At 38.7% G+C, this 14,737-nt stretch carries 10 protein-coding genes and 1 pseudogene; 6 read left to right on the forward strand and 5 right to left on the reverse strand.

Annotated elements, in window-relative coordinates; translation table 11 throughout:
• Nucleotides 1-83 precede the first annotated feature (83 nt).
• The 5 genes from rpsA to gyrA form a co-directional block, all read right to left on the reverse strand.
• The gene (gene rpsA, locus ABXG98_RS07790; protein WP_353538136.1) at nucleotides 84-1,745 is read right to left on the reverse strand and encodes a 30S ribosomal protein S1; all 1,662 of its coding nucleotides are present in this window, start codon (nucleotides 1,743-1,745) and stop codon (nucleotides 84-86) included.
• A 141-nt stretch (nucleotides 1,746-1,886) separates the two neighbouring features.
• Complete coding sequence (gene cmk, locus ABXG98_RS07795; protein ID WP_353538137.1) at nucleotides 1,887-2,567, reverse strand: (d)CMP kinase; 681 nt, start codon at nucleotides 2,565-2,567, stop codon at nucleotides 1,887-1,889.
• Nucleotides 2,568-2,705: 138 nt separating this feature from the next.
• The gene (gene aroA / locus ABXG98_RS07800; protein WP_353538138.1) at nucleotides 2,706-3,989 is read right to left on the reverse strand and encodes a 3-phosphoshikimate 1-carboxyvinyltransferase; all 1,284 of its coding nucleotides are present in this window, start codon (nucleotides 3,987-3,989) and stop codon (nucleotides 2,706-2,708) included.
• Entirely contained in the window at nucleotides 3,990-5,078 is a 1,089-nt protein-coding gene (gene serC, locus ABXG98_RS07805; protein WP_353538139.1) for a 3-phosphoserine/phosphohydroxythreonine transaminase, read from the reverse strand.
• 143 nt (nucleotides 5,079-5,221) lie between these two features.
• Entirely contained in the window at nucleotides 5,222-7,957 is a 2,736-nt protein-coding gene (gyrA, locus tag ABXG98_RS07810) for a DNA topoisomerase (ATP-hydrolyzing) subunit A (protein ID WP_353538140.1), read from the reverse strand.
• Between the two features lie 292 nt (nucleotides 7,958-8,249).
• On the opposite strand from gyrA, the gene ubiG reads away from it, so the two are divergent.
• The 6 genes and pseudogenes from ubiG to ABXG98_RS07840 all read left to right on the forward strand — a co-directional run bounded on the left by ubiG (nucleotide 8,250) and on the right by ABXG98_RS07840 (nucleotide 14,701).
• Nucleotides 8,250-8,996 (forward strand): bifunctional 2-polyprenyl-6-hydroxyphenol methylase/3-demethylubiquinol 3-O-methyltransferase UbiG, encoded by a 747-nt coding sequence (gene ubiG / locus ABXG98_RS07815; protein WP_353538141.1) that lies wholly within the window; start codon nucleotides 8,250-8,252, stop codon nucleotides 8,994-8,996.
• A gap of 619 nt (nucleotides 8,997-9,615) precedes the next feature.
• The gene (nrdA, locus tag ABXG98_RS07820; RefSeq protein WP_353538142.1) at nucleotides 9,616-11,886 is read left to right on the forward strand and encodes a class 1a ribonucleoside-diphosphate reductase subunit alpha; all 2,271 of its coding nucleotides are present in this window, start codon (nucleotides 9,616-9,618) and stop codon (nucleotides 11,884-11,886) included.
• Nucleotides 11,887-12,008: 122 nt separating this feature from the next.
• A pseudogene (nrdB, locus tag ABXG98_RS07825) lies at nucleotides 12,009-12,773 on the forward strand (class Ia ribonucleoside-diphosphate reductase subunit beta); the annotation flags it as partial.
• A 117-nt stretch (nucleotides 12,774-12,890) separates the two neighbouring features.
• Nucleotides 12,891-14,021 carry a class Ia ribonucleoside-diphosphate reductase subunit beta gene (nrdB, locus tag ABXG98_RS07830; protein ID WP_353538144.1) on the forward strand — a complete coding sequence of 377 codons (1,131 nt, stop codon included), beginning with the start codon at nucleotides 12,891-12,893 and terminating at the stop codon, nucleotides 14,019-14,021.
• Nucleotides 14,021-14,278: a class I ribonucleotide reductase maintenance protein YfaE gene (gene yfaE / locus ABXG98_RS07835; RefSeq protein ID WP_138740571.1), complete on the forward strand. Its 258-nt coding sequence runs from the start codon at nucleotides 14,021-14,023 to the stop codon at nucleotides 14,276-14,278. The genes nrdB (ABXG98_RS07830) and yfaE overlap by 1 nt, the downstream gene beginning before the upstream one ends.
• 177 nt (nucleotides 14,279-14,455) lie before the next feature.
• Complete coding sequence (locus ABXG98_RS07840) at nucleotides 14,456-14,701, forward strand: hypothetical protein (protein WP_353538145.1); 246 nt, start codon at nucleotides 14,456-14,458, stop codon at nucleotides 14,699-14,701.
• Nucleotides 14,702-14,737: the final 36 nt, after the last annotated feature.

A 14,737-nucleotide genomic window follows, 5' to 3' on the forward strand; every position in this document is an offset into this window, starting at 1 on the left:
TTCTCCTCCCCTAGTCTATCTATATCTTTCTTTAGTTTAGTAAAAACTGAAAAAAGTGCAACATAATTGCTTATAACAAGTAATTAGTTTTTAGCGTTTTTAAACGCTGCTGCCATAGCACTTAAACCTGTTTCTTCAACTTGGTTTAAGTTATCCATCGCTTCACGCTCATCTGCTTGATCTTTTGCTTTGATAGATAAGCTGATAGTACGGTTCTTACGATCCACACCCATAAACTTAGATTCAACGTCGTCACCAACTTTGAATTCAGTTGAAGCATCTTCGACACGCTCTACAGAGATATCGCTAACACGGATGTAACCTTCAACACTATCAGCTAACTCAACAGTAACACCTTTAGCATCAACTTCAGTTACTTTACCGTTAACAATAGCACCTTTTTTCTTATCTGTCAGATACATATTGAACGGGTCGTCTTCTGCTTGTTTAACACCAAGAGAGATACGCTCACGCTCAGGGTCAACTTGAAGAACGATAGCTGTGATTTCATCGCCTTTCTTATAATCACGAACAGCTTCTTCACCGCCAGCCCATGAAATATCAGATAAGTGAACTAAACCATCTATGCCGCCATCAAGACCAATGAAGATACCAAAGTCAGTGATTGACTTGATCTTACCTGATACTTTGTCGCCTTTGTTGAAGTTTTTAGCAAACTCTTCCCAAGGGTTAGCGATACATTGTTTAAGACCTAAAGAAATACGACGACGTTCTTCGTCAATTTCTAATACTAGTACTTCAACAGTGTCACCTAAGTTAACAACTTTAGATGGGTGGATGTTTTTGTTAGTCCAATCCATTTCAGAAACGTGAACTAAACCTTCAACGCCTTCTTGGATTTCAACAAAACAACCGTAATCAGTTAAGTTAGTTACGCGACCAGAAAGTTTAGAACCTTCTGGGTAACGGTTAGCAATAGCTACCCATGGATCTTCGCCTAACTGCTTCATACCTAGAGATACACGGGTACGCTCACGGTCAAATTTCAATACTTTAACTTGAATTTCATCACCAACATTTACGATTTCGCTTGGGTGTTTAACACGTTTCCAAGCCATATCTGTGATGTGAAGTAGGCCGTCAATACCGCCTAAGTCTACGAATGCACCGTAATCAGTAAGGTTCTTAACGATACCTTTAACTTCTTGGCCTTCCGCTAACGACTCTAGTAATTCATCACGTTCTGCACTGCCTTCAGCTTCGATTACAGCACGACGTGAAACAACTACGTTATTACGCTTTTGATCAAGCTTAATAACTTTGAATTCTAATTCTTTACCTTCAAGGTGAGCAGTGTCACGTACTGGACGTACATCTACTAAAGAACCCGGTAAGAAAGCACGGATATCGCTAACTTCAACCGTGAAACCACCTTTAACTTTACCGTTGATAACACCGATAACAGTTTCTTTTTCTTCATAGGCTTTTTCAAGCACTTGCCATGCTTCGTGACGTTTTGCGTCATCACGAGAAAGCACAGTTTCACCGAAACCATCATCTGTTGCTTTAAGTGATACATCAACTTCATCACCAACAACAACTTCTACTTCACCAGCAGTGTTCTTGAATTGGTCGATTGAGATAACACTTTCAGATTTAAGACCAGCATCAACAATTACGTTGTCTTTGGTTACTTTTACGATTGTACCGCGGATAATTGAACCCGGGCGAGTTTCGATTTCTTTTAAACTTTCTTCAAAAAGTTGTGCAAAATTTTCAGTCATAACTTGTCTATTAACTCAGTTATTAATCCAGTCAACATCATTGTTTCATGGGGTTGTTAAAGTAGCCTCGGTCAATCCGTAACGTAGGCTTTAATTTATTTTATCTTTAATTAGGTATGAGCCTAGGTAAAGAATAAAGGTTTATGTTAATTTTCCATTCGCAAATGAAAGGACTTTATTAACCACTTCCTGTATGGAAAGGTCAGTAGAATCAACGATTAACGCGCCTTCTGCTGGTATAAGCGGGGCAACTTCACGGTTGCGATCTCGCTCATCTCGCTGACGTATGTCATCCAAAAGGCGCCCGATTTTAACATCAAAGCCCTTCTCTTTCAACTGATTAAATCGTCGTTCTGCGCGTTCTTCGGCACTGGCGGTTAAAAACACCTTTACTGGTGCTTGTGAAAACACCACGGTTCCCATGTCTCTACCATCAGCAACTAGGCCTGGTGCAACACTAAACGCGCGTTGGCGACGAAGCAATGCTTCTCGAACACGTGGGAATGCTGCCACTTTTGACGCTAAGGCACCTATTTCTTCGGTTCGTATACTGTGAGTAACATCCTCACCTTCTAAAATAACCTTGCTTTCACCTTTGCTGCTAATTTCAAACTGCACATCAAGATGTGCCGCCATTGGAATTAAAGGCTCTTCTTCATCAGGACTAACATGATGATGCTGGGTTGCTACCGCAAGTACACGGTAAATAGCACCACTATCAAGTAAATGCCAACCCAACTGCTCAGCAACAATTCTGGCAACAGTTCCCTTGCCTGCCCCGCTAGGGCCATCTATGGTGATTACAGGAATACTTTCCGGCATACAGATCTCTCCTAATATCAAAAATCGGCGGCATTATACGGGATTTTGATAGTAAAAGCGCCCAAAAAAATCATTCTGTAACATAATTTTAGCAAGTTGATTAAATTATTCGCCGCGTAGATAATTGAAATAAGCTCTTTATGCGCGTGAAACTTGTGCCAATTTTTCAAAATAATCTGGGAATGTTTTCGCTGTACATTTGGGATCATTAATTGTTACTGGGGTGTCACTTAACGCCACTAATGAAAAGCACATGGCTACACGGTGATCATCATAGGTATCAATTTCTGCATGCTTCAAAGTCTTTGGTGGTGTAATAGTAATGAAGTCATCGCCCTCAATGACTTCTGCACCTACTTTTCTAAGCTCAGTTGCCATAGCGAATAAACGATCAGTCTCTTTGACTCGCCAATTATATATATTGCGAATTGAAGTGGTACCTTTGGCAAACAATGCCGTAGTAGCAATAGTCATTGCTGCATCTGGTATATGATTCATGTCCATATCAACCGCAGTTAGGGCACGGCCATTAACCGTGATAGATTCATCTTGCCAGGTAACTTTTGCGCCCATTTTTTCAAGCACATCAGCAAAATGTTTATCACCTTGAACACTAAGTTTACCAACGCCATGAACGGTGATTTCACCACCTTTAATTGCCCCAGCGGCTAAAAAATATGACGCGGAAGAAGCATCACCTTCAACCATATATTTTTCAACACTTTGGTAAGTTTGATTTCCAGTGACGGTAAAAGATTGATAGTCATTATTTTGTACCTCAACTCCGAACCTACTCATAATATTAAGGGTTATATCAATATAAGGTTTAGAAACTAACTCGCCTTCAATAATAATAGTAGTATTTGTTTCTAACAAAGGAGTAATCATCAATATTGCTGTTAAAAACTGGCTAGAAATAGAACCATCAATGGTGACAGAACTGCCTGATAATGTTTTCCCCGTTATTTTTACCGGTGGGTAATCATTAGTTTCTAAATACTCAATTTTAGCATTGAGTTGATCTAGCGCATTCACCAAGTGCCCTATAGGACGTTCTTTCATTCTTGGTTCACCGGTCAGCACAAATTCACCTTCACTAGCCGCTAACGCTGCACACAATGGCCGCATTGCAGTACCTGCATTACCTAGATATAGCTCAAGCGGCTTATCTTGCTTAAAAAAGCCATTATTCCCTGTCACCGTACATTCGGTACCACACTCACTTAGGGTATAAACAATGCCTAGGCTAGTTAACGCATTAAGCATATGCTTGATGTCATCACTGACCAATAAGTTTGTAATTTTTGTTGTTCCCTTGGCTAATGCGGCAATTAACAGTGCGCGATTAGATAAACTTTTCGAACCTGGCAAATAGACTTCGCCATCAATTTTACCAATGGGGTTTAATGTTAACTGCTCCATTTACTTATTCACCTTTTCAAATTCTTGCATAAAATCAACGAGCGCTTGTACACCCTCAATAGGCATCGCGTTATATATACTCGCGCGCATGCCGCCAACAATTCGATGGCCTTTCAATGCCATTAACCCCTGTTGCTCAGCTTGCGCTAAAAACGTGTCATTTAGGCTTTCGTCTTTTAGCCAAAATGGGATATTCATTTTACTACGATATTGCGCTTCAATAGTGTTTAGGTAGAAGTCACTATTATCGATGGTTTGATAGAGTAATTCTGCTTTTGCTTGATTAATTTTAGCAATCGCTTTTACACCACCTAAGGCCTTCAACCATTTAAAGACTAGGCCTGCAAGATACCACGCATACGTTGGCGGTGTATTATACATAGAGTCATTATTGGCCGCGGTTTGGTAGTTCATGATACAAGGGGTTGCTTGCTGGGCGTTACCTAAAAGATCATCGCGCACAATCACAATGGTTAAACCTGAGGGGCCAATATTTTTTTGTGCTCCGGCATAAATTACGCCAAATTTAGTAACATCAATTTCATGAGATAAAATGGTTGATGACATGTCAGCAACTAATGGCACACCATGAGTTTCTGGAATATCATTAATTTCAATACCGTCTACTGTTTCATTTGGACAATAGTGAACATACGCTGCATCGGGGTTTAATGGCCACTGGTTAGCAGCAACTATACTCGTTTCACCATTAGCGTGGGTTTCTCTCACATTGATAACATTAATATCACCAAAGTTTTCAGCTTCAGCTGCGGCGGCTTTTGACCATGAGCCATTGACAATATAATCGGCAGTTTTGCCTGAAGCGAGTAAGTTGAGTGGCACCGCCGAAAATTGGCCTCGGCCACCACCATGGCAGAATAACACCTTATAGTTCTCAGGAATCGCCATCAACTCTCGCAAGTCAGCCTCAGCCTGCGCAGCCATCGCCATATAAATTTCACTTCGATGGCTTAACTCCATAACAGAGCTACCGGTATTATTCCAATTGATAAACTCTGCTTGTGCCTGTCCCATCACAGCCTTGGGTAACATTGCCGGACCCGCACAGAAATTAAAGATTTCGGACATTCTCTTATTCTCAACTATAAAACTAAAATTTTGAGCCGACTTTCGCTAGGCTCGATTAAACGGTTAATACAACAATATCTTGCACGTTAAACTTAGCCATAAAAAAAGGCGGTTATTAGCCGCCTTTTATCAGTGTGCGACGTTTACTCTTGCTCGTCGCTTGTGGTGTTCTCACCATCGGCTTGTTGAGCGCTTTGTTCAGGGTTATGTGTTGCTGAGGCGTTATCTGTTGCATCAACATTATCACCTACTTCACCCTCAATGCTTTCACCCTCAAGCACTTCTGGCTCTTCAATTTCATCGATGCGTTGTAAAGCAACCACGTGCTCGCCTTCAACCGTACGAATTAAACGAACGCCTTGAGTATTACGGCCGATAACACTTACTTCATTAACACGAGTACGAACCAGTGTACCGTTATCAGTAATCGCCATAATCTCATCAAGATCTTCTACTTGAACTGCACCTACGACTTTACCATTGCGTTCACTCACCTTGATAGAAACAACACCTTTAGTTGCTCTACTTTTCGCTGGATATTCAGCTAACTCAGTACGCTTACCAAAACCATTTTCAGTAATGGTTAATATAGGGCCATCATTTTTAGGTACAATCAATGAAACAACTTTCTGGTCGCCTTCAAGCTTAATGCCTCGTACACCAGTTCCGGTTCTACCGATAGGTTTTAACGCCCAACGTTGCTCACCTGTTTCTGGATCAAGCTTGATTTCACCGGTTTCGCTGTCTTTAACTTTTTCGTTAAAACGAACCACTTTACCCGCATCAGAGAACAACATGATGTCATTATCACCATCAGTAATATCTACACCAATTAAGGTGTCATCATCACGCAAGTTTAAGGCAATAATACCGTTGGCTCTTTGGTTTTTATACGCAGTTAACGCTGTTTTCTTCACCGTACCTGACGCTGTAGCCATAATGATATATTTGTCTTCAGCGTACTCACGTACTGGTAAAATGGCAGTAATACGTTCATCTGCTTCTAGTGGCAATATATTAACAATAGGTCGACCTCGAGAAGTACGACTAGCTAAAGGTAATTGGTAAACTTTTAGCCAATACAATTTGCCACGGTTTGAGAAACATAAAATGGTATCATGGGTATTTGCTACTAAGAGTCGTTCAATGAAATCTTGTTCTTTCATCTTAGTGGCTGCTTTACCTTTACCACCTCGACGCTGAGCTTCATAATCACTTAACACTTGATATTTAACATAACCTTCATGCGAAAGTGTGACGACCACATCTTCTTCACAAATTAAGTCTTCTAACGAAAGATCATGAGAGGCGTTAGTTATTTCAGTACGGCGTTCATCACCAAACTCATCTCTAATTGCGACTAATTCCTCACAAATAACTTCCATTAAACGCTCAGGGCTTTCTAAAATATGCATTAATTCTGCAATGAGGTCTAATAACTCTTTGTACTCATTTAGAATTTTTTCGTGTTCTAGGCCACTTAACTTATATAGTTGTAGCTCAACAATCGCTTTTGCTTGGACTGGTGTTAAGTAATACTTGTTATCACGAATACCAAATTCAGGCTCTAACCATTCAGGACGCGCTGCATGCGTACCTGCGCGCTCAAGCATAGCGCTAACATTACCTAAGTCCCATCCTTGTGCAACTAATTGCTCTTCGGCTTCTTTTCTTGATGGGGAGGTTTTCACTAACTCAATAATAGGCTCTATGTTGGCAAGCGCTATTGATAAGCCTTCCAAGATATGTGCGCGATCTCGGGCTTTTCGTAATTCAAAAATAGTACGGCGAGTAACCACTTCACGACGGTGAAGTACAAACTCTTCCAACATTTCTTTTAAGTTAAATATTTTCGGCTGGCCATTACCTAATGCCACCATATTAAAACCAAAAGATACTTGCATTTGTGTCAATTTAAACAGGTTATTTAAAACAACTTCGCCAACTTCACCACGTTTAACTTCGATAACCATGCGCATGCCGTCTTTATCAGACTCATCACGTAATGCTGAAATGCCTTCAAGTCGTTTTTCTTTGACAAGCTCGGCCATTTTTTCAATCAAACGCGCTTTGTTGACCTGATAAGGTAACTCATTAACGATAATGGTTTCTTTACCCGTATTTTCATTGACTTCAATTTCTGCTCGGGCGCGAATTTTTATTTTACCTCGACCGGTGCGGTAAGCTTCTTCAATACCAGCACGACCACTAATAATAGCCGCTGTAGGAAAATCTGGTCCAGGAATATGGGTTAATAACTCTTCAAAGCTAATATCCTTATTCTCTATTAAAGCTAAACAACCATTAATTACTTCGGTTAAGTTGTGTGGTGGTATGTTTGTCGCCATACCAACAGCAATACCCGAGCCACCATTAACGAGTAAATTGGGGATGCGAGTTGGCATTACGGCAGGTATATGTTCTGTACCATCATAGTTAGGTACAAAGTCGACGGTTTCTTTATCTAAATCGGCGAGAATTGCATGTGCAATTTTTGCCATTCTAATTTCGGTATAACGCATTGCTGCAGCGCTATCACCATCAACCGAACCAAAGTTACCTTGGCCATCTACTAACATATAACGCAACGAGAATGGTTGTGCCATACGAACAATCGTGTCGTATACAGCAGTATCACCATGCGGGTGATATTTACCTATTACATCACCAACCACACGGGCTGATTTTTTATATGCTTTGTTCCAATCATTTCCTAAAACATCCATGGCGTAAAGCACACGACGATGTACTGGCTTTAAACCATCGCGTACATCAGGCAGCGCTCGCCCAACAATAACGCTCATGGCATAATCTAGGTAGGAAGTTTGTAACTCATCTTCAATATTTACTGGAACTATTTCTTTGGCCAGATCTGACATAAATAGACGTATCCCTTAACTTAAAATGTAACTTAACATCACAAAATTTTTATTATTATATTTTTATAAAAAATATATAAATCAACGCAGCATACTATCACAAATTTTTGTGATGCCAAACAGCTTTATTTAGCTAGGTGCAAGCCTATTTGTTGTCATAAAAAAACTGCTGAATAAAACAGCATAATAACGACTTAGTTGATCTGTTTCAGGTATTTTTACTTGCTTTACACTTTGTTTAATTATCACTTTCGTTTAGAATCGAGCCATTAGATGCCAACTAGAATAAACCATGAACAAAATTCACGATAAACCTAACGCTTTCGCAGCAAATGTAAATGAAGCCGAAATAGAAAAGTTTGAGCAAATAGCAAACCATTGGTGGGATTTAGCAGGTGATTTTAAGCCCTTACATCAAGTAAATCCGTTAAGAGTGCAGTTTATTTGTCAGCATATTAGCGAACAACAAAGCCAACTTTTTGATAAGAAAGTGATTGATGTGGGCTGTGGTGGTGGCATTTTATCTGAGTCATTAGCTAAATTAGGTGCAAATGTAACAGGCATTGATATGGGAACAGAGCCATTAAATGTCGCCAAACTCCACGCACTTGAATCAGGTTTAACTATCAACTACGAAAAAATAACAGCTGAAGAAAAAGCCGAGCAATGTAGCGAAGCTTTTGATGTGGTTACTTGTATGGAGATGTTAGAGCACGTTCCTGATCCGGCTTCTGTGGTTAGCGCTTGTGCCAAACTCGTAAAACCCGGTGGTTTAGTATTTTTCTCAACCTTAAATAAAACGGTTAAATCGTATTTATTAGCCATTTTAGCGGCAGAAAAATTATTCAAACTAGTACCCGATGGCACCCATGAGCATGACAAATTTATTAAACCGTCACAATTGATCGGCTGGGCTGAGACTAATGAGCTTAACTGTATTGATGCCTGTGGAATACATTACAACCCTGTCACCGAAAATCATAAATTAACTAAAAACTTGGACGTTAACTACCTATTATGTTGTCAAAAAATGACATAAAAGGTTGATTGCGCTATCCCTAATGTCGTCGCAATATAAAGGAGCAAGTATTAGTAATAATCTGCGCCTTGATCATGAGACGCTCAGGGGGCTAAAAAAAACATATGGATGTGGTTTGGATATAGAAATTGCTGGTGATGCACCCGGTTAAATTGAAACAAATATATTGAAATGACATCTACCCTTATCAAAAATACAGCACAAAACCACAACAGTTAACCTGCTTATTGATAATTGTTGTTATTTGGTTTTTTATTACTATTGGACATAACAATTTCTAAAAACAGATTAAAATAATTTAACCTTATTTATTTTCAATAATAAAGATTGCTTTTAGTCAAATACCAAGCTTTTTAACGGTACTAGGTTAGTTATTACTAACCTAGTACCAACAACTAAAAAGTCAACCTAAAACTGAACTTTTTTACCGCTTGCAATCATCATAAAACCTCATTATCTTGTGTCTTAGTTTACAAAAAACCCTAGATGTTGTGTATAAAACATATCCATCATGTTTGTTTATTACACATAGGAAATAATAAAAATAACAGGGCGTCTTAGCAGCAAACAGTGCGTTATTGCTAAGAAGAATTAATCTAATTTATACCACAGGTCTTTCATGAATAATAACCTCTTTGTTACAAAGCGTAATGGCGAAAAAGAATCGATCGATTTAGAGAAGATTCATCGAGTAATTGCTTGGGCTGCTGCCGATTTAGAACAAGTTTCTGTTTCTCAAGTAGAATTAAAATCACATATACAGTTTTATGATGGCATTAAAACTGCCGATATACATGAAACCATCATCAAAGCCGCAGCTGATTTAATCTCAGAAGAGACCCCTGATTATCAATATTTAGCTGCTAGGCTAGCTGTTTTTCATTTGCGCAAAAAAGCCTATGGTCAATTTGAGCCTCCGAGACTATATGATCATGTCGTCAACATGATTGAGTTAGGAAAATATGATCAACACTTGTTAATTGATTATGATGAAAGTGATTTTGAACAAATGTCGATGTTTCTTGATCATAGCCGAGATCTAAATTTCAGTTATGCCGCTGTCAAACAACTTGAAGGTAAATACCTAGTTCAAAATCGCGTCAATGGTGATATTTATGAAAGCGCGCAGTTTTTATATATTTTAGTTGCTGCCTGTTTGTTTGCCAAATACCCAAAAGAAACTCGCCTTAATTATATTGAAGGTTTTTATAACGCAATATCAACGTTTAAAATTTCATTACCAACACCAATTATGGCGGGGGTAAGAACGCCAACTCGTCAATTTTCATCTTGTGTGTTGATAGAGTGCGATGATTCTTTAGACTCAATTAACGCCACCTCAAGTGCAATTGTTAAATATGTTTCGCAACGCGCTGGTATTGGTGTCAATGCTGGACGTATTCGAGCACTAGGTAGCACTATTCGCAATGGCGAAGCATTTCACACAGGCTGTATTCCGTTTTATAAGCATTTTCAAACTGCGGTGAAAAGCTGTTCACAAGGTGGCGTTCGTGGCGGAGCAGCAACACTCTTCTACCCACTTTGGCACTTAGAAGTTGAAAGTTTATTGGTCCTTAAAAATAACCGTGGTGTTGAAGAGAACCGTGTTCGCCATCTAGACTACGGTGTGCAGTTTAACAAAACCATGTATCAAAGATTGATTAAAGGCGGCCATATCACCTTATTTAGCCCAAGTGATGTACCCGGGCTTTATGATGCCTTCTTTGAAGATCAAGATAAATTTGAAGCACTCTATCTTCAATATGAAAACGATGAGTCTATTCGTAAAAAACGTATTAAAGCGATAGAGCTGTTTACCTTATTCGCCCAAGAGCGTGCCAGTACGGGCAGAATATATTTACAAAATGTTGACCATTGTAACACTCATAGCCCTTTTGACCCGAGTAAAGCGCCAATTAGACAAAGTAACTTATGTTTAGAAATCGCCTTGCCAACAAAACCAATGCATGATGTTAACGATGAAAATGGTGAAATCGCCTTATGTACGCTTTCCGCTTTTAACCTTGGTGCGATTGAATCACTTGATGAATTGGAAGGGTTGGCCGATCTTGCAGTACGTGCGTTAGATAGTTTACTTGATTATCAAGACTACCCTATTCCAGCCGCTCGCAATGCCAGCTTAGCGCGCCGTACTTTAGGTATTGGTGTTATTAATTATGCCTATTACTTAGCGAAAAATGGCTTGTATTATTCAAATGGTAGCGCCAATAACTTAACCCATAAAACGTTTGAAGCCATTCAATACTATTTATTAAAAGCCAGTAATTTATTGGCTAAAGAGCAAGGGGCTTGTCCTAAATTTGATGAAACACGTTTGGCTCAAGGTATTTTACCTATTGATACCTACAAAAGGTCGATTGATGATATTACTGGTGAACCATTACATTTAGACTGGGAAGCGCTAAGAACTAGCATTCAAACCTATGGTGTACGCAACTCAACAGTTTCAGCCTTAATGCCATCAGAAACTTCCTCACAAATATCTAATGCCACCAATGGTATAGAGCCACCTCGTGGTTTAATCAGTGTGAAAGCGAGCAAAGACGGTATATTAAAACAAGTGGTTCCTGAGTATCAACGCCTTAAAAACAATTATGAGTTGCTTTGGAATATTCCAAGTAACGAAGGCTATTTGGAAATTGTTGGTATTATGCAAAAGTTTGTTGACCAAACTATCTCTGCAAATACCAATTATGATCCAGCAAAATTTGAAGGGGGTAAAGTCCCAGTTAAACAAATTTTAAAAGACATTTTAACTGCGTATAAGTTAGGGGTTAAAACTATGTATTATCACAACACGCGGGATGGTGCTAGCGATGACGTAGAAGTTGAAAGTGACGACTGCGCTGGTGGTGCGTGTAAAATATAACAGGTTTTGCTCGCCCAATTTTGATTACAACAAATATAATTATCAGAGCCTAAGTGTTTTACTTGGCTCTGTGTTGCCATAGCTTAAACATCAGCTGGCAATACAGAAAGGAATAACGACAAATGACGTATACTACGTTTAACCAAACACCCAATAATGCCTTGCTAGAGCCTATGTTTTTAGGTAATAGCGTCAATGTTTCACGCTATGATCAACAGCGTTACATTGCATTTGAAAAATTAATAGAAAAGCAGCTATCATTTTTTTGGCGACCTGAAGAGGTCGATGTATCAAAAGATAGAGCAGATTGGCAAAGTTTGACTGATTCTGAAAAGCATATTTTCATCTCAAACTTAAAATACCAAACCTTGCTTGATTCGATGGCCGCACGTTCTGTAAATGCCGTACTGCTACCGCTGGTATCATTACCAGAAGTTGAAACATGGGTAGAAACATGGGCCTTTAGCGAAACTATTCACTCACGCTCTTATACCCATATTTTACGTAATTTATTTACTGAACCAGGCGAGATATTCGACGATATCATTGTTAACCCTGCGATATTAAAGCGCGCTACGAGTATCGCTAAATACTTCGATGACGTTATTATCACAACCCAACTGTTGCAGTCTCAAGGTGAAGGGACTTATGATATTGATGGCAAATCAATTGAAGTCAGTACGCGAAAATTAAAAGAACGTTTATATTTAGCTGTTTGTTCTGTGAACGCCCTTGAAGCAATTCGTTTTTATGTAAGTTTTGCCTGCTCGTTTGCCTTTGCAGAACGAGAACTATTAGAAGGCAATGCCAAAATAATACGATTAAAATCCCGCCAGGAATACACACAGAATAGCAAACTTTTAAAAGTTTATCAAGCTAAATCAAGCACAAACAACGTGATCGACTTGTGTGATACCACACATAAAATCACAAAAAATGCCACACAACTTAAAATAGCAGCATAAAAAAATAAATATGTGGCTTTATCCCGGAATAAATAAAAAATGAAATATACTACGTTTAATCAAAAAAATAATGACGCTTTAAAAGAACCAATGTTCTTTGGCAATCCAGTGAATGTATCTCGTTATGATGTTCAAAAACACTCAGCATTTGAGAACTTAATCGAGAAACAACTATCTTTCTTCTGGCGACCAGAAGAAGTAGATGTATCAAAAGATCGTTCAGATTGGCAAAGTCTATCTGATGCAGAAAAGCACATATTCATCTCTAATCTTAAATATCAAATCTTACTTGATAGTATGGCCGCACGTTCAGTAAATGCGGTATTACTTCCATTGGCTTCTTTACCTGAGATTGAAACATGGATTGAGACATGGGCATTTAGTGAGACCATTCACTCTCGTTCATATACACATATCTTAAGAAATTTATTTACCCACCCTGGTGAAGTATTTGATGAAATAGTTATTAACCCTGCAATATTAAAACGTGCAGAAAGTATTGCACTTTACTTTGATGATTTAATTTTATATTCACAGTTATATAACTTACATGGCGAAGGTAAACATACATCTGAAGGTGTTGAACATGATGTTACTTTACGCAAATTAAAAGAAAAATTATACCTTGCGGTGTGCTCTGTTAATGCTTTAGAAGCTATTCGTTTTTACGTTAGTTTCGCCTGTTCATTTGCGTTTTCAGAGAGATCTTTGCTTGAGGGGAACAGTAAACTAATTCGCCTTATTGCAAGGGACGAAGCCCTCCATTTAACGGGTACACAGCATATGTTAAACATATGGAAAAAAGGTGGTGATGACCCTGAAATGCAACAAATTTGCATTGAATTAGAAGAACAAGGTAGACAAATATTCTTGGACGTAGTTGAACAAGAAAAAGAATGGGCCGATTACTTATTTAAAGATGGTTCGATGATTGGTTTGAATGCCGCGATTATCAAAGAATATATCGAGTATATCAGTCATCAAAGAATGACAGCTATTGGCTTAGATAGTCCTTTCAGTATCAAAAGCAACCCTCTTCCTTGGATGAATTCATATTTAACGTCTGATAACGTACAAGTTGCCCCACAAGAAGCAGAAATATCAAGCTATTTGGTTGGTCAGATTGACTCTAACGTTGAAGCGGGTGAGTTTGACGATTACGAATTATAATGTCATGGAAAATAACAGTCGAGGAACGAGTCATTTCGTTTCTCGAACCTGATAAAAACATCTTAGACTCATTAGAAAGAGAGAATATTGAAACCCATTACCACTGTAGAGATGGGTTCTGTGGCGCATGTAGATGTAAGTTAATTAAAGGAGAAGTTCATTATGAAATGTCTCCTTTAGCCTATGTAGGGGATGGTGAAATACTAACTTGCTGTTCAATTCCTGCAACCGATATAGAAATAGATCCACACGGATAGATACTGTTTTTGACTAATTATTCCAATAAAAAATAATTATTTCCCTCCTCATACTGAGGACCAATTGCTACTTTCCTGTGGTTCAATGCCACTGATAGCAATAATTTAATTACCTTAAATATGATATCCCAACAAGCCAAATAGTCGAGTTAAAATGAATTAATAAGGGTGTGAGTTATGATCAGAGCCGAATATCTACGATTTATGCAAACACTTGGCAATGAAGCCAGTTCAGTTAATGTAAGAAAAATTGCCAATATAGTCCTTGATAATATAGATACGCTAATCCCCCTGACTACTCGGCAAGGCCAACGTATTCAGTCTATAGTGCCGTTAGCAACAGCTAATTGGTCAACTATAAACACAACAGCTCCTGCACCTATAGAAAATGATATAGAAAAGTCATTTCATTTAATAAAATAACTAAATTAATAACAGGCCCGTTTCGTGGCTTTGCTA

The organism is Colwellia sp. KU-HH00111, assembly GCF_040362745.1.
Taxonomy (GTDB): domain Bacteria; phylum Pseudomonadota; class Gammaproteobacteria; order Enterobacterales; family Alteromonadaceae; genus Colwellia.

What these genes read in the sequence shown, in the direction of transcription:
- yfaE (WP_138740571.1), top strand. Translation starts at nt 14,021, where the DNA reads ATGTCATGGAAAATAACAGTCGAGGAACGAGTCATTTCGTTTCTCGAA.
- ABXG98_RS07840 (WP_353538145.1), top strand. Translation starts at nt 14,456, where the DNA reads ATGATCAGAGCCGAATATCTACGATTTATGCAAACACTTGGCAATGAA.
- ubiG (WP_353538141.1), top strand. Translation starts at nt 8,250, where the DNA reads ATGAACAAAATTCACGATAAACCTAACGCTTTCGCAGCAAATGTAAAT.
- rpsA (WP_353538136.1), bottom strand. Translation starts at nt 1,745, where the DNA reads ATGACTGAAAATTTTGCACAACTTTTTGAAGAAAGTTTAAAAGAAATC.
- nrdB (WP_353538144.1), top strand. Translation starts at nt 12,891, where the DNA reads ATGAAATATACTACGTTTAATCAAAAAAATAATGACGCTTTAAAAGAA.
- nrdA (WP_353538142.1), top strand. Translation starts at nt 9,616, where the DNA reads ATGAATAATAACCTCTTTGTTACAAAGCGTAATGGCGAAAAAGAATCG.
- gyrA (WP_353538140.1), bottom strand. Translation starts at nt 7,957, where the DNA reads ATGTCAGATCTGGCCAAAGAAATAGTTCCAGTAAATATTGAAGATGAG.
- serC (WP_353538139.1), bottom strand. Translation starts at nt 5,078, where the DNA reads ATGTCCGAAATCTTTAATTTCTGTGCGGGTCCGGCAATGTTACCCAAG.
- cmk (WP_353538137.1), bottom strand. Translation starts at nt 2,567, where the DNA reads ATGCCGGAAAGTATTCCTGTAATCACCATAGATGGCCCTAGCGGGGCA.
- aroA (WP_353538138.1), bottom strand. Translation starts at nt 3,989, where the DNA reads ATGGAGCAGTTAACATTAAACCCCATTGGTAAAATTGATGGCGAAGTC.